This is a genomic window from Streptococcus salivarius (assembly GCF_002094975.1).
Classification (GTDB): Bacteria; Bacillota; Bacilli; order Lactobacillales; family Streptococcaceae; genus Streptococcus; species Streptococcus salivarius_D.
Map to the genome: position 1 here is coordinate 292681 of NZ_CP015283.1, position 20235 is coordinate 312915.

Annotated in this window: 17 protein-coding genes and 1 pseudogene; 7 read left to right on the forward strand and 11 right to left on the reverse strand. The window is 41.6% G+C overall.

Translation table 11 applies throughout. The annotated features are described in order from the left end of the window. Positions 1 to 193: 193 nt before the first annotated feature. The 3 genes and pseudogenes from V471_RS01435 (at position 194) to mutY (ending at position 4882) form a co-directional block, all read left to right on the forward strand. Positions 194 to 1147: a hypothetical protein gene (locus tag V471_RS01435; protein WP_045769125.1), complete on the forward strand. Its 954-nt coding sequence runs from the start codon at positions 194 to 196 to the stop codon at positions 1145 to 1147. A 122-nt stretch (positions 1148 to 1269) separates the two neighbouring features. Next, positions 1270 to 2519 (forward strand): annotated as a pseudogene (locus V471_RS01440) (ISL3 family transposase). Between the two features lie 1211 nt (positions 2520 to 3730). Then, entirely contained in the window at positions 3731 to 4882 is a 1152-nt protein-coding gene (mutY, locus tag V471_RS01445; RefSeq protein WP_014632598.1) for an A/G-specific adenine glycosylase, read from the forward strand. A 21-nt stretch (positions 4883 to 4903) separates the two neighbouring features. Here mutY and V471_RS11285 read toward each other — a convergent pair whose 3' ends face one another. From V471_RS11285 to polA, 4 genes are all read right to left on the reverse strand, one after another. Further along, positions 4904 to 5029 (reverse strand): hypothetical protein, encoded by a 126-nt coding sequence (locus V471_RS11285; RefSeq protein ID WP_004183520.1) that lies wholly within the window; start codon positions 5027 to 5029, stop codon positions 4904 to 4906. A 201-nt stretch (positions 5030 to 5230) separates the two neighbouring features. Next, complete coding sequence (locus V471_RS01450) at positions 5231 to 5440, reverse strand: hypothetical protein (protein ID WP_014632597.1); 210 nt, start codon at positions 5438 to 5440, stop codon at positions 5231 to 5233. A gap of 20 nt (positions 5441 to 5460) precedes the next feature. Next, on the reverse strand, positions 5461 to 5862 hold the full coding sequence (locus V471_RS11355; protein WP_004183523.1) for a DUF6608 family protein: 402 nt from the start codon (positions 5860 to 5862) through the stop codon (positions 5461 to 5463). A 417-nt stretch (positions 5863 to 6279) separates the two neighbouring features. Then, positions 6280 to 8919, reverse strand: a complete 2640-nt coding sequence (gene polA / locus V471_RS01460) for a DNA polymerase I (protein ID WP_084871034.1) — start codon at positions 8917 to 8919, stop codon at positions 6280 to 6282. A gap of 174 nt (positions 8920 to 9093) precedes the next feature. Between polA and V471_RS01465 the strand changes: the two genes are divergently transcribed. Beyond that, positions 9094 to 11442 carry an endonuclease MutS2 gene (locus V471_RS01465; RefSeq protein ID WP_084871035.1) on the forward strand — a complete coding sequence of 783 codons (2349 nt, stop codon included), beginning with the start codon at positions 9094 to 9096 and terminating at the stop codon, positions 11440 to 11442. A 102-nt stretch (positions 11443 to 11544) separates the two neighbouring features. Here V471_RS01465 and V471_RS01470 read toward each other — a convergent pair whose 3' ends face one another. Further along, on the reverse strand, positions 11545 to 12087 hold the full coding sequence (locus V471_RS01470; RefSeq protein WP_002884677.1) for a CvpA family protein: 543 nt from the start codon (positions 12085 to 12087) through the stop codon (positions 11545 to 11547). Beyond that, the gene (zapA, locus tag V471_RS01475) at positions 12084 to 12398 is read right to left on the reverse strand and encodes a cell division protein ZapA (protein ID WP_004183554.1); all 315 of its coding nucleotides are present in this window, start codon (positions 12396 to 12398) and stop codon (positions 12084 to 12086) included. The genes V471_RS01470 and zapA overlap by 4 nt, the downstream gene beginning before the upstream one ends. 316 nt (positions 12399 to 12714) lie before the next feature. On the opposite strand from zapA, the gene rnhC reads away from it, so the two are divergent. The 3 genes from rnhC to recD2 are packed head-to-tail and all read left to right on the forward strand — an operon-like array spanning position 12715 to position 16839. Continuing rightward, positions 12715 to 13605 (forward strand): ribonuclease HIII, encoded by an 891-nt coding sequence (gene rnhC / locus V471_RS01480; RefSeq protein WP_037611250.1) that lies wholly within the window; start codon positions 12715 to 12717, stop codon positions 13603 to 13605. A gap of 18 nt (positions 13606 to 13623) precedes the next feature. Further along, positions 13624 to 14274: a signal peptidase I gene (lepB, locus tag V471_RS01485; protein ID WP_084871036.1), complete on the forward strand. Its 651-nt coding sequence runs from the start codon at positions 13624 to 13626 to the stop codon at positions 14272 to 14274. 60 nt (positions 14275 to 14334) lie between these two features. After that, positions 14335 to 16839, forward strand: a complete 2505-nt coding sequence (recD2, locus tag V471_RS01490; protein ID WP_084871037.1) for an SF1B family DNA helicase RecD2 — start codon at positions 14335 to 14337, stop codon at positions 16837 to 16839. Positions 16840 to 16890: 51 nt separating this feature from the next. Here recD2 and V471_RS01495 read toward each other — a convergent pair whose 3' ends face one another. The 5 genes from V471_RS01495 to tsaB are packed head-to-tail and all read right to left on the reverse strand — an operon-like array spanning position 16891 to position 20062. After that, on the reverse strand, positions 16891 to 17217 hold the full coding sequence (locus V471_RS01495; protein WP_049527803.1) for an AzlD domain-containing protein: 327 nt from the start codon (positions 17215 to 17217) through the stop codon (positions 16891 to 16893). Further along, positions 17204 to 17896: an AzlC family ABC transporter permease gene (locus V471_RS01500; RefSeq protein ID WP_002884750.1), complete on the reverse strand. Its 693-nt coding sequence runs from the start codon at positions 17894 to 17896 to the stop codon at positions 17204 to 17206. The genes V471_RS01495 and V471_RS01500 overlap by 14 nt, the downstream gene beginning before the upstream one ends. Positions 17897 to 17947: 51 nt before the next feature. Beyond that, positions 17948 to 18961, reverse strand: a complete 1014-nt coding sequence (gene tsaD / locus V471_RS01505; RefSeq protein WP_049527802.1) for a tRNA (adenosine(37)-N6)-threonylcarbamoyltransferase complex transferase subunit TsaD — start codon at positions 18959 to 18961, stop codon at positions 17948 to 17950. After that, complete coding sequence (gene rimI / locus V471_RS01510; protein WP_049527800.1) at positions 18961 to 19416, reverse strand: ribosomal protein S18-alanine N-acetyltransferase; 456 nt, start codon at positions 19414 to 19416, stop codon at positions 18961 to 18963. Before rimI ends, tsaD begins: the two co-directional genes overlap by 1 nt. Next, the gene (gene tsaB / locus V471_RS01515; RefSeq protein ID WP_049527796.1) at positions 19376 to 20062 is read right to left on the reverse strand and encodes a tRNA (adenosine(37)-N6)-threonylcarbamoyltransferase complex dimerization subunit type 1 TsaB; all 687 of its coding nucleotides are present in this window, start codon (positions 20060 to 20062) and stop codon (positions 19376 to 19378) included. The genes rimI and tsaB overlap by 41 nt, the downstream gene beginning before the upstream one ends. Positions 20063 to 20235: the final 173 nt, after the last annotated feature.

The window sequence follows — 20235 nt, forward strand, 5'->3', positions numbered from 1 at the left end:
TTCCTCCTCTTTTGGTCTAATGACTCATGGTCTTTCGCCACGAGTAAGTGAGGTGCACTCACAAGATATAATTCTACCAAAGTTTGAGGGATAATGCAAGGAAAAAGTAAAGAGTTAGAAATTTTCCCTCATAAAAAAATTAAGCCCTATGCGTCATCTTTTCTCCGGTCAAACTTCATGCTAAAATAAGAGAATGCTTTATCATAAAAAGAAATTAGGAGAAAAACTAGGACTTCCAACCTTTAACCACTACTATAATATTCCTATTACTTCCCTAGAATATAACCTTAAAAACTTAGGTCCGAGTGATACCTATATTATCACTTTTAAACAGGACAATAACCTCTTTGTTGTTGACATAAGACATTCGCTTGGACATACCAGTCATTTTGATACCGTCTCCCTCTTTGAACAAGACAAGGTCTTATCAGGCATCGCTGCTGTCCCTTTGGCCTCTGTTCATAGCATACAAATCTTGTCTTTTCCAGACAAGTTACACTCTCTGGACCCTAGTCAGCGTCTAAAAAATCTCGTCGCTCTTTACTACAAGGATGCAGAAATCATGCGTTACCTCAAGACGACTAAAAATATCGGTGATCAGGTGGCAAGATATCAATTAGAGGCTGATCGACTAGAAAGACAGGATAAGAGTTTTGACTTCTTCAAGTACGCCAGTCGTAGCAAAATACGAGAAGAAAACGGTCTTTCGGAAGTATCCAGCAAGGACTACGACTTCATTCCTGATTTTCATCCCTTCTTAACCTCACCAAGAAGCCAACAGGTTCTAAGCGTACCAGTAACCTACTGTGATGACAAAACGAAACAGACCGCTAAAATAGACATCATGGGGTGGTATATCAAGGACCAACAACTTAAGATTCGTTGGAAACCCAAGTACATGCGCAAACGTCGATGGCGCTCATCACGTATCTCAATTGATATCGTGACCGACAACTACTTCTTCCAAGGACAAATCTATAGAGACAGTAGCGCCCCCATATTTCTGAACAACCTAAGCTTTGATAGCAAGATTCCTAAGAGCTTCCTGCCGCATCTTAAAAATCAATACCAAATCTTTATGGCTCTAGTCGAAGAACAAAAAAGACTGGCTCTCCTACGAAAGGTCCAGTTAAACAATAAGGATTAAGGGCTCTATAATTTCTGTAGTGGGTAAAATCACTGTAGAGATTATAGAGCTTTTTGAATGCAGACAAAAAGTCCCATAAGAACTATAATGAAAAGCAACCAAACCATCATTAGGAAGAACTTATGAGACTTATTAAGAATACCACAGAATTAATCGGAATTAAAGACCAAAACATCAAGATTTCACTTGTTTTTGAAACTGACACTCATATAGAGATTCAAGCAAAACTCGATTATCCTGCACCATCATGTCCTCATTGCCATGGAAAAATGATCAAGTACGACTTTCAAAAGCCTTCTAAAATCCCTCTTCTCGAACAAGCGGGAACTCCAACACTACTACGTCTGAAGAAACGCCGCTTCCAGTGTAAAAATTGTAGGAGAGTCACGGTAGCTGAGACATCAATCGTTGAGAAAAACTGTCAAATCTCCAACCTTGTCCGACAAAAGGTTACACAACTCCTAACTGAGAAGGTGTCATTAACGGATATTGCCAGAAGACTTCGCGTGTCAACGTCCACTGTCTATCGTAAACTCGACCAGTTTACTTTCAAGGAACACTATGACAAACTCCCAGCTATTATGTCCTGGGATGAGTTTGGGTTCAAGAAAGGGAAATTGGCTTTTGTTGCGCAGAACTATGAGACAAACAAACTCATAACCATCCTTGATAATCGTCGCCAAACCACTATACGAAACTACTTTTTGAAGTATCCATTGAAAGTCCGACAACAGGTACAGTTTATCACGATGGATATGTCTGGGACCTATATGCCACTAGCCAAAAAACTTTTTCCAAACGCCAAAATCGTTCTTGATCGTTTCCACATTATCCAGCACCTTGGTCGAGCCTTTTTAAAGACAAGAATTGCTATTATGAACCAGTTTGATAAGAAGTCACTACCCTATCGAGCCTTGAAAAATCACTGGCGACTCTTCCAAAAGGACAGCCGTAAGTTATCTCTCAGCTCTTTTTATTCAAAGACTTTCCGACAAACTTTAGCACCACATGAAGTCGTTGAGAAGACTCTAGACTTTTCAGAAGAGCTCGCTAATGACTACAACCTCTATCAGCTTTTGCTTTTTCACTTTCAGGAGAAGAGGGTAGATGAATTTTTTGAGTTAATAGAGGAGAACATGAGTAAGGTCAATCACTACTTTCAAACGGTCTTTAGGACTTTTCTTAGACACAAGCAATACATCAAGAATGCGCTAGAAACTGACTATTCAAACGCGAAACTCGAAGCGACTAACAAGTTGATTAAAGACATCAAACGGTTGGGCTTCGGTTTTAGAAACTTCATCAACTTTAAGAAACGTGTCTTCATCACTCTAAACATAAAAAAAGAGAAGACCTATCAGGTCCTCTCTAGATGTTAGCTTTTCGTCACCCACTACAGTTGACAAAGAGCCGGATTAAGTAACTTTCAAAATTCAACATATCAAAAAGCTCATTCTTACACGCTAGAATGAGCTTTTAAGATTCTTCAATTGTCATTAGAACATCCTTTTGGAATTTTGTAAAAAATATTTTCATAAGGAGGAGTCATTGTGTGTCACCATTTTTATACCTAGCAATCATAGATTACCTCCATCAACTTACAAATAACTTTTATGTATTGTAAATTTTCTATTACATTGGTATCACTCCCTAAGCTATTTTATGCAATAACTTAAGGTGTCTCCATTTTTATAACGTCCTAAATTCATCATCATAGTAATCACCTCTGATTCGTATGATTTGAGACCTATCTCCCCATTGACCACTCAATGAGATCTACTTGTCGCCGTTCTTATAACGACTTACATCAAACATCAACATAAGCGTCACCTCGGTACTTTGTTACAAGATTTAAGCATTTAACTTTTGTCGATAGTTTACTCATTTGGCATCGGTATCACTCCTTAAGCTATTTTACGCAACAGCTTAAGTGTCTCCATTTTTATACCTACTAACATTTCTCATGAGCTTTACCTCACTTTTTGACGTTAATCTTGAGTTTAGCTTTCGATTTCTGGTGGTATCACTCCCTTGTAGCTATTTTATGCAACATTTTTAATCGCCGTTTTTATACCTACTGATATTTTTCATGAACTCACCTCGTTCATCTTAAGAATATAGGATTTACGTTTCGTGTGGCATGGGTATCACTCCTTAGGCTATTTTACGCAACAACCTAAGTGTCTCCATTTTTATACCTACTAACATTTCTCATGAGCTTTACCTCACTTCTTCTTAAGTTAACAGATTTGAGTTTAGCCTTCGACTTCTGGTGGTATCACTCCCTTGTAGCTATTTTATGCGACTGAATTAATCTCCGTTCTTGTAACGTCCTACTGTCATGCGGTCACGCTCCTCAGAGATGATTGATAAAGTTATTTGTTTTGCCTACTGTTTTGTTTAGAGATCTCAGTCTCCGTTTTTGTACCTTGAAATATTGACTCTCACCATGGCTTTTACCTCCTTGATGAATCCTTATCTTCTTTACACTCTTAGTATAATGTAAACGCTTACTTTTGTCAATCTTTTTAACAGAAAAACGCATAATTTTTTGAAAAAAGATTTCTTTGCTACAATAGAGACATGTTAGATTTAAAAGAATACGGCATTGTCATGTGGGATGCTGAGAAAATCGCCTCTTTTCGTCGTACCCTCCTGGACTGGTACGATCGAGAGAAACGAGACCTACCGTGGCGAAGAACTAAAAATCCCTACTATATCTGGGTCAGTGAAATCATGCTACAACAAACCCAGGTTCAGACTGTCATTCCCTATTACGAGCGCTTTTTAAACTGGTTTCCAACAGTTAAAGATTTGGCTGAAGCTCCAGAAGAGAAGCTTCTCAAAGCTTGGGAAGGGTTAGGTTACTATTCACGTGTCCGAAACATGCAAAAGGCTGCTAAACAAATCATGGATGACTTTGATGGTCAGTTTCCAGATACTTATGACAATATTGCCAAACTCAAGGGCATCGGGCCCTATACTGCTGGTGCTATTTCTAGCATCGCCTTTGGGCTCCCAGAACCCGCTGTTGATGGTAATGTTATGCGAGTCATGGCTCGTCTCTTTGAGGTTAATTACGATATTGGAGACGCCAAAAATCGTAAGATTTTCCAAGCGATTATGGACATTTTGATTGACCCTGACCGTCCAGGGGACTTTAATCAGGCGCTTATGGACCTTGGGACCGATATCGAATCGGCTAAAAATCCAAGACCAGACGAAAGCCCTATTCGCTTTTTCTGTGCAGCCTATCTCAATGGAACTTATGACAAGTACCCTATCAAATTGCCTAAGAAGAAGCCTAAACCTATGCAAATTCAAGCTTTTATTATCAGAAATGCAAAGGGTGAATTTCTGCTCGAAAAAAATATCGAGGGACGTCTGCTAGGTGGTTTCTGGTCCTTCCCTATCATGGAAACGGACTTTATTGGTCAACAACTCAGCCTTTTTGAAAAGGATGATTATATTCTCGAGACAGTCTCTCAAAAGGCTATTTTTGAAGAAAATTATGCCCTTAATCCAGAGTGGACGAACAATGATTTTACACCTGTAAAACATACCTTCAGCCACCAAAAATGGACCATCGAGATGGTAGAAGGTAGCGTCAATGACGACAAACTCACTACCGATAAGGAGTTATGCTGGGTAGCGGCTGAGGACTTCGACCAGTTCCCAATGGCCACACCACAAAAGAAAATGATTAAAACTTATGAAGACAGCAAAAAAGGATAGCATTGAGTGCTACCCTTTTTGTTATACGTCACGTTTAGCGTGCTTCCGGCCACGCAAAGCAAGGTATACCTTTGAAAGAACTACTCCCAAAAAGATATAAAACAACTCCAAATAAGTCACATTTTTTGACATCAAAAATTCAATCATAGTACGACACTCCTTTTTATTAAGAACTCCTGTCGCTGTTCTCAGTTATGGTTCTATTATAGGTAATACGGCCAATAAAAAATAGTGACATAAATGTCACTATGACGAAAACAAAAAAGCCGAAACGTTTCAGTTTCAGCTTGTTAATCATTAGTCTACTTTGTAGAAGAAATAACTATCGTCTGTGGTGCCATAAAGTGACTACCCACCCCAGATACGATCCTTACTTTTATCTGACTGATCATCGGCTTTCTCATTTGGCGATGACATTACAGAACCAGTCAAAGATACTCCTTTGGGTAAAAATGCTAATGTTCCACCACTAGGACCAACTTCTTTTGGCACAAGTCCTGCTTTAAAAAAGCCATCAGTAATTTTACCATATTCAATTGCTACCTTTGCCGTATACAATCCTATAAATTGGAATTAATTTACTTCATTGTCTCTTTCTTTTTTCTACATTTGTACACAATAAAATGGACTATACAAAATATAACGAACATAGACGTGAAATTTATCCAGATGTCCATATACGCGGACTGAGCTAAATTTTCTCTAAAGCTCGTAGACCATACATAAAAAAATGCAAGCAAAACTGTCGGTATGTACGAAACTGCATATCTTAGAACCATAGGCTTTATAATCAGCTCTGTAACAAGAGCATATGCCACTACACCTATTAAAACTATGATTGCTCTGTCTATTTCGTGCCAGTTTCCGCTCGGATCCTCATATATTCCGTTATATAAATACAAAATGCTGTTTAGCACCGTTACAAATGTATATAAAACCGTATATGCGAAAATCAAATTCTTATATTTATCCTTTTTCATTGCACTACTACTCCAGAAATTCAAATTTGTTTATCTAATTATAAAATAAAGGTTAACGACTAATCAATTTAATTATATAACTAAAATTAGAAATGTTTATTCCAAATTTATTTGAGAGCTGTTCTAAGTTATTCCTTCCTTTCTAAGTTCATAGATTAGAACTTGTAACTTGCTCTTCGGATGAAAGCCTCTGCTACCGGCCAAGGCTTAAAAAACCACCGAATAGTTCCACTTCAGCACCACCTTTGCTAGCTGACCCGACTAGCAAGTCTCATTAGTATATTAGCTACTGGTCGGGAACCCCTATCTAATATAACACTTTAGGGGGACTTTTTTGATACATCGTTAAAAACTTTTCGGAACCACTAGCATATCTGGTGTTTTTCAATAGGCAAATGGAAAATTTTCTTTCATGTTTTACTTTGCCTCATACCATGTGCGGCCGTCATTCTCATCTGCGATGAGAGGGACAGCGAGTTCGACTGCAGCTTCCATAGTTTCTTTAACCAAGGCTTTCATCGCTACAAGTTCGTCGTTTGGCACCTCAAGGACGATTTCATCGTGCACCTGTAGGAGCATCTTAGTTTTATAGCCACCTTCTACCAGAGCCTTGTCTAGGTTAATCATAGCAATCTTGAGGATATCAGCAGCACTTCCTTGGATAGGAGAGTTGATAGCTGTACGCTCTGCGAAGTTGCGGACGTTAAAGTTACGAGAATTAATATCTGGCAACTCACGACGGCGGTGGAAGAGAGTTTCTACGTAGCCCTTATCCTTGGCTTCACGAACCACATTATCCATATAGGCCTTGATACCAGGATAACGTTCAAAGTAGGTGTCGATATACTCCTTGGCCTTCTTACGGCTAATGCCAAGGTTGTTAGAAAGACCAAAATCAGAAATGCCATAAACAATCCCGAAGTTAACAGCCTTTGCATTACGACGGTCGTTAGGTGTGACATCCTCTGGCTTTTCAATGCCAAAGACACGCATGGCTGTAGAGGTATGGATATCTGCCCCCTCTTTAAAGGCTGCAATCAAATGCTCATCTCCCGAAATATGAGCCAGCACGCGCAACTCAATCTGTGAGTAATCCGAGCTTAAAAGCACTGCGTCCTCAGTCGATGGGACAAAGGCCTTACGGATGAGACGACCTTGCTCCAAGCGAACAGGAATATTTTGCAAGTTGGGATCCACTGATGACAAACGACCTGTCTGAGTTAAATCTTGCACATAACGGGTATGGATTTTACCATCCTCAAGGATATAATCCTGAAGCCCCAAGACATAGGTAGACTGAAGCTTAGTGATTTGGCGGTACTCCAAAATCTTAGCTACAATTGGAGCAATTGGTGCTAATCGTTCAAGGACATCCACAGCTGTTGAGTAACCTGTCTTGGTTTTCTTAGTGTATTCCAAAGGTAGACCCATCTTTTCAAAGAGGATAACACCCAACTGTTTAGGCGAGTTAATATTGAACTCCTCGCCCGCCATTTCGTAGATTTCTTGGGTCAATTTATCAATGACTACTTGGTTTTCCACTGCCATCTCGTTAAGGGTTTGTCCCTTAACCTTAATACCAGCGATTTCCATCTTAGCTAACACATTTGCCAGTGGTAACTCCATGTCAAAGAGAAGCTCTGATTGACCGTGTTCAGCCAATTTTTCAAGCATAACCGGTTTAGCAACCTGAAGGACCTTGACTTTTTTAGCTAGGTGGCTGAGTAAGACATCTTTTTCAGGAACCGCACGCTTAGCCCCCTTGCCATAGACCACTTCATCTGTTTCTAACGGTAGGTCCGTATAGAGACGGGCAATGGTTGACAATTCATTGTCTTCAACGGTTGAGAGCAGATACTTGGCCAGACGTGCATCAAAATTAGCCGTAGGCAAGTCAATACCTAGATGGCTCAAAAGGACCTTACTTCGCTTGAAATCGTAGATATTAACAGCTTTTGAAAGAGCTGCCTGGAAGGCTTCTGATTTGAGTAGGTCTGTATATGTAGACGCATAAATCTGCTTGTCATTCCCCCAAGCAAAACCGATGATAGGTTCTATGTGATAATTGTCACCGAGGATTTCAAAATAGAAGAAATCGTCAGAGCTAAAGTGAGCTTCTGTCACTTGACTAGGCTCTGCATAGGCCACATCAAAATCCTGCGGAACAGCCTCTCCACCAAGGGCATTTTTGAACTGAACAAAGCCCATCTCGTCATAAAAGGCTGCCAATTTTTCAAGGTCAGGTCCCGTAAAGGCCGTATCATCTAAGCCAATTTCAATAGGAGACTGGGTATCAATGGTCGCCAGAGTTTTAGAAAGGAAGGCTTGCTCCTTATCATTGATGAGATTTTCCTTCATCTTGGACTTCTTCATCTCATCAATATGCTCATAGATACCTTCAAGGGAACCGTGTTCCAAGAGGAGCTTGAGACCAGTCTTTTCACCAATCTTAGTAACCCCTGGAATATTATCGGACTTATCACCCATGAGGGCCTTGAGGTCGATGAATTGCGCTGGAGTAATCCCCATTTTCTCCATGAGGTAGTCAGGTGTGAAGGCCTCAAACTCAGCCACACCTTTCTTCGAAATCTCAACGACAGTATTTTCATCAGTCAGCTGAATCAAGTCTTTATCCCCAGAGACAACAGTAATTTGATAGTCCTCACTGGTATTTTCAGCCATCTTAGCCAAGGTACCGATAATGTCGTCTGCCTCGTACTGAGCCAAGTCATAATAGGCGATACCACGTGCAGCCAACATCTCACGGATATAAGGGAACTGCTCACGGAATTCCTCTGGTGTCTTAGCACGACCAGCCTTGTAGTCTGCGAACATCTCGGTACGGAAAGTTGTTTTGCCAGCATCAAAGGCTACCAAGACATGAGTCGGTTGGATACGCTCAAGCAGGTTGTCCAACATAAGGTGGAAACCGTAGATAGCATTGGTATGAAGGCCATTATTGTTACGAAAACGGTCAATTTGATTATAAAGTGCGAAAAAAGCACGAAAGGCAACGGATGAACCGTCAATTAGGAGTAATTTTTTCTGATTAGTCATAGGTTTATTATAGCATAGATGAGAGCATTGGTTTTAATTGAAAATCTCTTATTTTAGAGAGACTCTTTTGTAAAAGTAGCTAGTCAACATCTGATGACAAAAGGCCGCTCATAAAACGACCTCAGGCATTTCCCACCTCCACGCCCCATAGGCAAATGTGCTATAATAGAAGCTATGAACACAAAGATTTTAGACCAATTAGAATTTAACAAGGTCAAGGACCAGTTCACAGAATACCTGCAGACTGAACAGGCTCAGGCGGAGTTACGTGACTTGGTGCCTATGACCAATTCAGAAAGAATTCAAAATCAATTTACAGAAATTCAAGAAATGGCTGAGATTTTCGTAGAGCACCATGGCTTTGCCATTGGTAGCTTGCGAGATATTTCTGAGCCCTTGCGTCGCTTGGAACTGGATGCTGACCTCAACATTCAGGAGCTTATTGCCATCAAGAAAGTGCTACAAGCTTCAGCTGACCTTGGTCGCTTCTACGCTGACCTTGAAAATGTTGAGCTCGTCGCTCTCAAACGTCTTTTCGAAAAGATTGAGGCCTTTCCAAGTCTGCAAGGTAGTCTTCAAAGCATCAATGACGGTGGTTTCATTGAGCATTTTGCTAGCCCTGAGTTGCAAAATATCCGTCGTCAACTCAAATCTTGTGATGATGCCATTCGCCAGACCTTGCAAGACATTCTCAAGAAATCTGGCCACATGTTGGCTGAGAGTCTGATTGCTAGTCGTAATGGTCGTTCAGTGCTTCCGGTCAAAAATACCTACCGTAACCGTATTGCTGGGGTGGTGCATGACATCTCAAGCTCTGGAAACACAGTGTATATCGAGCCACGCGCCGTTATCCAGCTTAACGAAGAAATTACACAATTACGTGCAGACGAACGTCATGAGATGGCTCGTATCCTGCATGAACTATCTAATCAACTCCGTCCTCAAGCTGCTGCTATCGCCAACAACGCTTGGATTTTGGGCCACATGGACTTCATTCGAGGAAAATACCTCTATCTCCAGGATAAAAAGGCAGTTATTCCAAAGATTAGTGACAACCAAACACTCCAACTGCTTAACGTTCGTCACCCTCTTTTGGTCAATCCAGTAGCCAACGATTTACGCTTTGATGAGGACCTCACAGCTATTGTCATTACAGGTCCCAATACCGGTGGTAAAACGGTCATGCTTAAAACTCTTGGATTAGCACAACTGATGGCTCAATCTGGTCTTCCAATTTTGGCTGATAAGGGTAGTCGTGTAGCCACTTTCCAAGAGATTTTTGCGGACATCGGGGATGAACAGTCTATCGAACAGAGTTTGTCAACATTCTCTAGTCACATGACCCACATTGTCGAGATTCTGGACGCTGCCGACAGCAACAGTCTTGTCTTAGTCGATGAGCTTGGGGCCGGTACTGACCCTCAGGAAGGGGCTAGTCTAGCCATGGCAATCCTAGAGCACCTACGTTTGAGCCAGATTAAAACCATGGCTACTACTCACTATCCTGAGCTTAAGGCCTATGGGATTGAGACGCAACATGTGGAAAATGCCAGCATGGAGTTTGACACAGCGACTTTAAGCCCTACCTATCGTTTTATGCAGGGGGTTCCTGGTCGTTCTAATGCCTTTGAGATTGCTCGCCGCCTCGGTTTGAATGAGATTATTGTCAAGGAAGCAGAAAACCTCACGGATACTGATAGTGATGTCAACCGTATCATCGAGCAACTTGAAGCCCAAACTGTGGAAACACAAAAACGTCTGGAGCACATCAAGGACGTTGAGCAAGAGAACCTTAAATTCAACCGTGCGGTCAAGAAACTCTATAACGAATTCTCCCATGAGTACGACAAGGAACTCGAAAAGGCTCAGAAAGAAATTCAAGATATGGTGGATACAGCTTTGGCCGAGAGCGATAGTATTCTCAAAAATCTCCACGATAAGAGTCAACTCAAGCCTCATGAAGTTATCGACGCCAAAGGAAAACTCAAGAAACTTTCCCCACAAGTGGACCTCTCTAAGAATAAAGTCCTTCGTAAGGCTAAGAAAGAAAAGGCTGCGCGTGCCCCTCGTGTCGGAGATGATATCATCGTTACCGCCTATGGTCAACGTGGTACGCTTACCAGTCAAGCCAAAAATGGTAACTGGGAAGCCCAGGTAGGTCTCATCAAGATGACACTCAAGGCGGATGAATTTACTCTGGTGCGTGCCCAAGCCGAAGCCCAACAACCTAAGAAGAAACAGATTAACGTGGTTAAAAAAGCCAAAAAGTCATCTGGTGGTCCTCGTGCCCGTCTAGACCTTCGTGGGAAACGTTACGAAGAAGCCATGCAAGAGCTTGATGCCTTTATTGACCAAGCCCTACTTAATAACATGAGTCAGGTGGACATCATCCACGGTATTGGTACAGGTGTCATCCGTGATGCTGTTACCAAATATCTCCGCCGTCATCGCCATGTTAAAAGTTTTGAATATGCCCCACAGAGTGCTGGTGGTTCCGGATGTACCATTGCAACCTTAGGGTAAAAATAGTTAAGAAAGACTGAGACCTTGTGTCCGGTCTTTTTCATATCCTACCAAAACAAAGAACAAAAAAAGTCCCCCTTAATCAAGGAAGACTTCTATTTTCTATATCACACTTGTCCACAAATGCTGGATAATCTGACTAACTGGAAAATAACCATTAATCAAGATACGTAAAACCCAGCTCGATGACAAGAGCGTTTGAATGTTGTTCATAGGAACAGTCGCAAGAATATTCCCCAACATAGTCAAAGGCACAAGACTCACTAAGGTGGCCAAGACGCCACCTACCACTTGGTAACGTCTTTGATCAAGTCGCTCAATTCTCACAAAATGGAAGAAAATACCAAGAAAGCGTAAGCCATAATAGGCTATACAGTAGATAGCAAAATAAGCAACACCCGCATAATAGACACGGTCAAGTGAAAAGATGTTCTGATCTTTAAAGAAAGCTATACTAGCATCCTTGGTTGGATTGGTATAAGGTACCCAAAGATTGATAGCCTCTCCTAGCGACCGGTAGAAATAGGCCGCCACACACATGGCGATAATGACTGAAACCACGTAATAAGCTTGCATAAAGAGGCCTCGACGGTAGCCAATGTAGAAATTCCAAGCCATAATGGCTAAGACAAGGAGTCCAATCATGCGTCATCCTCATCGTCATTTGTAGCTGTCGCCTTAACCTTGAGCTGCTCAAGTTGCTTAGCTCTCAACGTTTCCAACTCTTTTTCCATATCTTCAACTTGAATTTCGCGTTCCAACTGAGTTGACAAAGAATTGATAGCCATTAGGATAGCGATTGTTTCATTGTCAGCATTTTTCATCTGCTCTTTGATAATTTTATATTTCTCATGGGCAACACGCTCCACCTCTTCCATGAATAGGTTGTCCTTATCAGTTGTTAGCGTGAGGTTCTTCTCTCCAAAATGAAATTTGTAACGGTTCTTATTTGCCATTTGCTTGTTAGCTGCCAATCAATGGTGGTCGCGGATTCGCCACCGCAGCTTCTCCTTATTTTATTGCTTTTATATCGCCATTTGGTAGCAAGATTCAGACACTTACTCTGAGGCGTGTTCGATACTTAAATGCCAACCCATTTTCTCTAATTGTGGAAAAAAGAGCATGGTTAGGCATTCTCTTTCTAATCATTATATCCTAAATTTTAACTTTCGTAAATTTTAGACTTTGCACTTCTCTAGAAAAATAATTTTCAGGGATTTCGAGTCTGTAAAATATCTACCAATTCTCCTTTTTTGTGCTAAAATAGATTTCATGGGCACAATCGTATTAAAAATGACAGCAGAGCAGATTTCGACACTCCAAAAGGACCTGGCAAACTATGCGACTGCGACTAAAAATCCTTATGCAAGTTTTTCAGCCAAGGTCGATGGAATAAGTGTCATCGCCTATACTTCAGGAAAGGTAACTTTCCAAGGAGCTAAGCCAGAAGTCTTGGCTAGCCGTTTTGGATACCAAGCTGAACCTAAGCATTCACCTGATGGGCAAAACCTAGCCCTAATTGGATCAGACGAAGTCGGAAATGGCTCCTATTTTGGTGGTCTAGCTGTTGTAGCTAGTCTAGTTACCCCGGCTGACCATGCCTTTTTGAAATCTCTTGGGGTCGATGATTCTAAAAATCTTAATGATATCAAGATTCGTCAGATTGCACCTATATTGGAGGAGAAAATTCCTCACAAGGCACTCCTTCTTTCGCCTAGAAAGTACAATGAAGTGGTTGGAGACGGTAAGAGTCATAATGCTGTGTCCGTTAAAGTAGCTCTCCACAATCAGGCTATCTTTCTATTGTTACAATCAGGTGCTAAACCAGATAAGATTGTCATTGATGCCTTCACCAGTGAGAAAAATTATCAAAAATACCTCAGGAATGAACGCAATCGCTTTGACTTTCCTATTACTTTAGAAGAAAAGGCTGAGGGGAAATACTTAGCTGTCGCAGTGAGCTCTATCATCGCTCGCAATCTCTTCCTGGAAAATCTTGACAAACTCAGCCAAGAGGTTGGCTACACCCTTCCTTCAGGTGCTGGTGCTAAATCTGACCAGGTCGCAACTAAGCTTCTTCAAGCCTACGGAGATCAGGCTCTCCAAGCTACTGCTAAATATCATTTCGCCAATACCAAAAAAGCCTACCAACGCTTAAAATAACCCTGAAAGGCCTTAACTATGAAAAACAAATGGACCCAATACTTCCTCATTTTACTTCGTGAATGGGGACTCTTTATCCTCTTTATCACATTTTTCCTTTTGACTCGCCTCTTCCTTTGGCTCCCTGTCCAGGTTGACGGCCACTCAATGGATCCTACTCTAGCCAATAATCAACGTGTTATCGTTTTGAAACACACATCTATTGAACGCTTCGATATTGTCGTTGCCAAGGAAGTCGAAGACGGTAAGACGAAACAAATCGTCAAACGTATCATCGGTATGCCAGGTGATACCATTACCTATCAAAATGATAAACTTACTGTCAACGGTAAAGAAGTCAAGGAAGAATACCTCAAAGAATTCCAAGCTGCCTTTGCCAAGGATAAGCTACAAAAAGAATATGCTTACAACGATGACAAGAGCAAGAGTAGCTACTTCCAACAACTAGCTAAGGATGCCAAGGCTTTTACAACCAATGCTGACGGCAACACGACCTTCTCTGTCACTGTTCCTGAAGGCAAATATTTCCTACTTGGAGACAACCGTATTGTTTCCAAAGATAGTCGAGTAGTTGGTTACTTTGACAAGAGTGCTCTTGTAGGGGAAGTTAAATTCCGCTTCTGGCCACTCTGGCCACTTAATAAAATTGGTACTGTTGAGGACAACTAAAAACACTAAATAAGATAAGGTTGGGGAAACCCAGCCTTATTATGTATCTAGGAAAAACACATGCAAGAATTTTATTTTTCAGGAACTATCGAACGCGTCATTTTCGAAAACGCTAGTAATTTTTTCCGTATTCTACTCTTAGAAATTGACGAAACAGACAGTGATTTTGAGGACTATGAAATCATTGTTACAGGAACCATGGGAGATGTCATGGAAGGTGAAGATTATACCTTCTGGGGTCAGCTAACCAATCATCCCAAATATGGTGAACAACTCCAAATGACGCGCTACGAACGGTCAAAACCTTCTGCCAGCGGTCTTATCAAGTATTTCGCCAGCGACAATTTTAAGGGGATTGGTAAGAAAACAGCTGAGCGTATTGTCGAGATTTATGGTGAAGACCCTATTGACAAGATTCTCGAGGATCCTAGCAAGTTAGAACAGATTCCTAACCTTTCAAAGGTAAACCGAGAAGCCTTCGTTGCAAAGTTAAAAATTAACTATGGAACCGAGCAAATCTTGTCCAAACTTTCCAGCTATGGACTCACACCAAAAGCTGCCTCACAAATTTTCAACCAATATAAGGAAGAATCGCTCAATCTTATCGAAGAACACCCTTATCTCTTGGTAGAGGAAGTTCAAGGAATCGGATTTAAAATAGCTGACCAACTAGCCGAACGCCTAGGGATTGCTAGTGATGCTCCTGAGCGTTTACGAGCTGCCTTGATTCATTGTCTGCTAGAAGCCAGTATGGAAGAAGGCGACACCTATATCGAAGCCAAAGCCTTGCTTGAACGAACTATCATCCTTTTGGAAAGTGCTCGTCAGATTGAACTTGACCCCGCCTTAGTCGCGAAGGAATTAACCAATCTCATCCAAGAGGATAAAGTGCAAAATATAGAAACTAAAATCTTTGATAATACCCTTTATTTTGCGGAACAGGGCATCTATACCCACCTAACTCGTATCATGAAAGACCAACCTGACATCAGTGCAGAGGACAAAATCCAAGCAAGTCTTGAAGAGGTGGAAGAGGAACTTGGTATTACTTATGATAAGGTTCAAAAAGATGCCATTATCAAAGCCCTACAAAGCAAGGTCTTCATCCTGACAGGTGGTCCCGGGACAGGTAAAACCACCGTTATTAACGGAATCATTAAAACTTATACCGACCTTCATGGTCTAGATCTCAAAAAGTCTGATTTGCCTATTATTTTAGCGGCACCAACAGGACGGGCTGCTCGTCGGATGAACGAACTCACCCAACTCCCTAGCGCCACTATCCATAGACATTTGGGCCTCAATAGCGAGGACGATTTCAAGACCTTGGAGGACTATCTCGATTGCGACTTGATTATCATCGATGAGTTTTCTATGGTTGATACTTGGTTGGCTAATCAACTTTTTGAAAGTATCTCTGATTCAACCCAAGTCATCATTGTGGGTGACCAAGACCAACTGCCTTCCGTAGGCCCTGGCCAGGTCTTGGCTGACCTTTTGCAGATTGATGACTTGCCTAAGGTTTCTCTGACCAAAATTTTCAGACAATCCGAGGACTCCACCATCGTTACCTTAGCTAGCCAGATGCGCCAAGGTCAACTACCTGCTGATTTCACAGAGAAAAAGGCTGACCGCTCTTACTTTGAGGCCAATGCCAACCATATTCCACAGATGGTTCCTAAAATTGTCTCTGCCGCTATAAAGAGCGGGATTGCTGCTCAGGATGTGCAGATTTTAGCCCCCATGTACCGAGGACAGGCTGGAATTAACAATCTCAATACCATTATGCAGGACCTACTTAATCCTCAAGAAAAGGCCAATCAGTTTGCCTTTAATGATATTTTCTTCCGTAAGAACGACAAAATTCTCCATCTGGTCAACGATACCGAACTCAATGTCTTCAATGGCGATATCGGAATCATTACTGATCTCATCCCTGATAAATATACTGAAAGCAAGCAGGACGAAATTTACATGTCCTTTGATGGCAATGAGGTTATCTATCCTCGTAACGAATGGAATAAGATTACTCTGGCCTATGCCATGTCAATCCACAAATCTCAAGGGAGTGAGTTCCCAGTCGTTATCCTTCCCATCACACGACAAAGTGGACGTATGCTACAACGCAACCTCATCTACACCGCTATCACACGCGCCAAGAGTAAACTAGTCATGTTAGGGGAAATCGCAGCCTTTGATTATGCCGTTCGCAACGAGGGAGCTAAACGAAATACTTATCTCATCCAACGTTTTGAACAAACTTATACACAAGCTGTTGATAAGTCTGTCGAAAAGATTGTTAAAAACGAGGCAACAGAGGCACCCGATCAAACAAAAACGAAAAACAACGATCCCTCAGAAACCCTTGAAAACAAAGACTTTTCGGAAAATATCAATCTATCCCAAGATCTTGTTAACACTTATTCACAACCTGTGGATAAGTCTGTTAACAAACCTGTGCAAACAGAAGAAAACTATCGCTTAACTGAAGAAAATTGGGCAACTATAGATCCAATGATTGGGCTCAGTGAAGACGATATTGCTGCCTTTTTTAACAATAACTAAAAAAGACTTGGAAAGCGACTCACTAAGAGCAACTCCAAGTCTTTTCATTTGCTAAAATACGAAACGAATCAGGGCCATAGATATTATACCGACGATTACTGCATAGAGCAGATTTTTGCTCTTAAAGGCTACAATTACCGTTGGCACAGTAGCCAGGATTTCCATCCACTTAAACTGTGGCAAGTGACCAATCTTCTCAGTCGTGAGACTAGAGAGAATCAGAGCAAAGAGGATAGAAACTGGTAAGTAGTGCAAAAATCGAACAACGATATCTGGTAGCCCCTTGTATTTCACTAAAACAAAGGGAAGCACACGAGGAACCCAGCTGACCAAAAAACCAAGTAGAATAGCAACGAGAATAAACTTATTGACGGCCATCACACATCACCCCCACACTACATCCAACCAAAGTAGCCACTAAAACAGCCAAAGATTCCGACAAGATGACACTAAAGCTCAGATAAGCCACAGCAATAGATAGTAAAATCAAGAGGAGCTTACGCACGCCTTCCCCTAACAAGGCATCAATCTGACTACTCAACAAACCAATAAACATGGCAATCAAAGCAAAATCCAAACCAAATAGCTCAGGATTAGGAATCATGGAACCAATCAAACAACCAATAACTGATGATACAATCCAAACCAAATAGCTGAAAATATTGTTACCATGCATCCAGTTAGCAGGAATATCTTTATGATGCACATATTCTCCCAACAAGACACCATAACTTTCATCCGTAATCAGACTACCAATTCCCAGCTGATTCCAGAGACTTGTTTTTGTAAAAATCGTCGTTGCATGTAAACTCATCAACATGTTACGCAAATTAACCAAGAAAACAGTCAAGGTTAACTCACCTAGACCAGCTCCTGCAACTACTAAGGCACACATGGCAAACTGGGCCGAGCCACCATAGACCAAGGCACACATGAGGCCAACCTCAAGGGCTGATAGACCCGAAGCAGCTGCTACAACACCAAAGGCTAGGCCAATAGCTACATAGCCTAAAGCTGTCGGTACCGCGGCTTTTACACCTAAACGAAAGTCAGACACACTCAATTCCTTTCTAAAGGAACCTCTTACCAAACTAGTAAGAGGCTCTTCTTATTCTTCAAATCCTGCAAAGGCTAGACTTGGTTTTGCATTCAAGTCCAACTCAGCAAAATGTTTTTGATCACATTCAATAGCGGCTGCTAGAGCAATCATACCAGCATTGTCACCACAGAGACGTAAAGGCGGAATAACCACATCTACATCTGTGATTTCTTCAGCCAAACGTTCACGTAATCCTTGATTAGCTGCCACACCACCTGCAACAACAAGTGTCTTGACAGGATAACGCTCCAAGGCTTTCTTAGTCTTAGCTAGGAGAATATCCAACACAGCAGCTTGGAAAGAAGCACAAAGGTCTTCTTTGACTAGAACTTCTCCCTTCTGTTCTGCATTGTGATGCAAATTGATGAAAGCTGACTTCAGGCCTGAAAATGAAAACTCCAAGTGGTCTTCCTTAATCATAGCGCGTGGAAAATCATAAACATCTTTCCCTTTATGAGCTAACTCATCAATTTCACGCCCAGCTGGGTAGGTCAAACCCATCACACGCCCGACCTTGTCATAGGCTTCACCAACTGCATCATCACGTGTCTCACCAACAATCTTGTAATTCCCCGGTTCTGACACATAAACCAACTCTGTGTGTCCCCCAGACACCAAAAGTGCTAAGAGGGGATATTCCAATTCTTTAACCTCACGCGCTGCCATAAGATGCCCAGCCATATGGTTAACTGGAATCAAAGGCAATCCGTGTGCCCAAGCGAAGGCCTTAGCCGCTGCCATCCCGACCAAGAGCGCCCCGACCAAACCAGGACCATAGGTTACCGCTACAGCATCTAGTTGTTCAGCAGTAATTCCCGCCTCAGAAAGGGCATCTTTAATGCAAAGAGTCACCACTTCCACATGATGACGACTAGCCACCTCAGGAACAACACCACCAAACCGTTTATGGCTTTCCACCTGACTGGCAATAATATTACTTAAAAGTTCTTTCTCATTTTTCAAAACGGCAACTGAAGTCTCATCACATGAACTCTCCACTGCCAAAATATATCTATCTGCCATTAGACTTCCTCTCGCCTCATGATAACTGCATCTTCTTGAGGCTCATGATAATAATTTTTCCGAATCCCTAGACTTTCAAAACCAAATTTTCTATAAAGTGTCTGAGCGACTTGATTTGAAGCCCTCACTTCTAGAAATATAGGCTCACTACGCTCTTCCAAATGCTTCATCAGCTGACTAGCATAACCACGCCCCTGATAAGCTTTTAAAACGGCGATATTGGTCACCTCGAGCTCACCCACCAAATTTTGAAGGGCTAAAAAACCAACAACTTCTTCCTGATCATAAACATAGAAATACTCCGTCGTATCCAAAGCCAAGTCTGCTACCACTTGTTCTATCGTCCACGGAGACTTGTCATAAACATCCGACAAAATCTGATAAATCAGTTGAGCTTGCTCCTGGCTACTCAATCTAGACGCGCTTGATGTAGTTGTCACGGTTAGTTTCCTCATGCGTCTTAAGCCAATTCTCCTCCGCCTCAACTCGCTTCAAGTAATGTGGAACAAAAGCATCCACATCAACAGAAGGCAAGGACAAGCCTAAACGACCAATTAACTGGGCAGACGGAAGACTTGACAAGATAGTTGCTTCTGGAAGGCTTTCTTTAATCTGATCCACAAAATTAGCCACTTCACCGACAAATGTCACCTTTTCAAAAGTTTTAGCTTGCTCCAGAACATCTACAAAAGCTGCATGGCAATCTGGGACGAGGGCCTGACCATTTTCATAAAAACCAACGTAAACATTATTACGACGGGCATCCATGATAGGAATCACAACACCGTCAACCGAAAGGTCTGTCAGTGCCTGTAGGCTTGAAACTCCCACCAAATCAATGTCGAGCGCATAGGCTAAAGTCTTAGCTGTTGCGACAGCCACACGAAGCCCTGTGTAAGAACCAGGGCCCTGTGCAACCACAATACGTTCTAAATCAGACGGTTGCCAGCCTGCCTGAGCAACTAAAAAATCAATGGTTGGCATTAGACTAATACTGTGGTTCTTTTTTACTGTGACAGTTGACTCTGCCACTAGTTTCTCATCTTCTAACAAGGCTACTGATAAAGCTGTGCTAGAAGTATCAAATGCTAATATTTTCATCTTTTTTCCTTGTTTCCTTTTATGCTTTTCTATTATAACACAAGTCACTGTTTCCCAGAAACGAACATTTTCCAACTTTTTCCGCCATTTTCTTTATCTAGCCCCTATCTTATGGTACAATAATAATAATTGTTAAACGAATCAAGGCTACTAGCTATTACTCATAAAGTGAA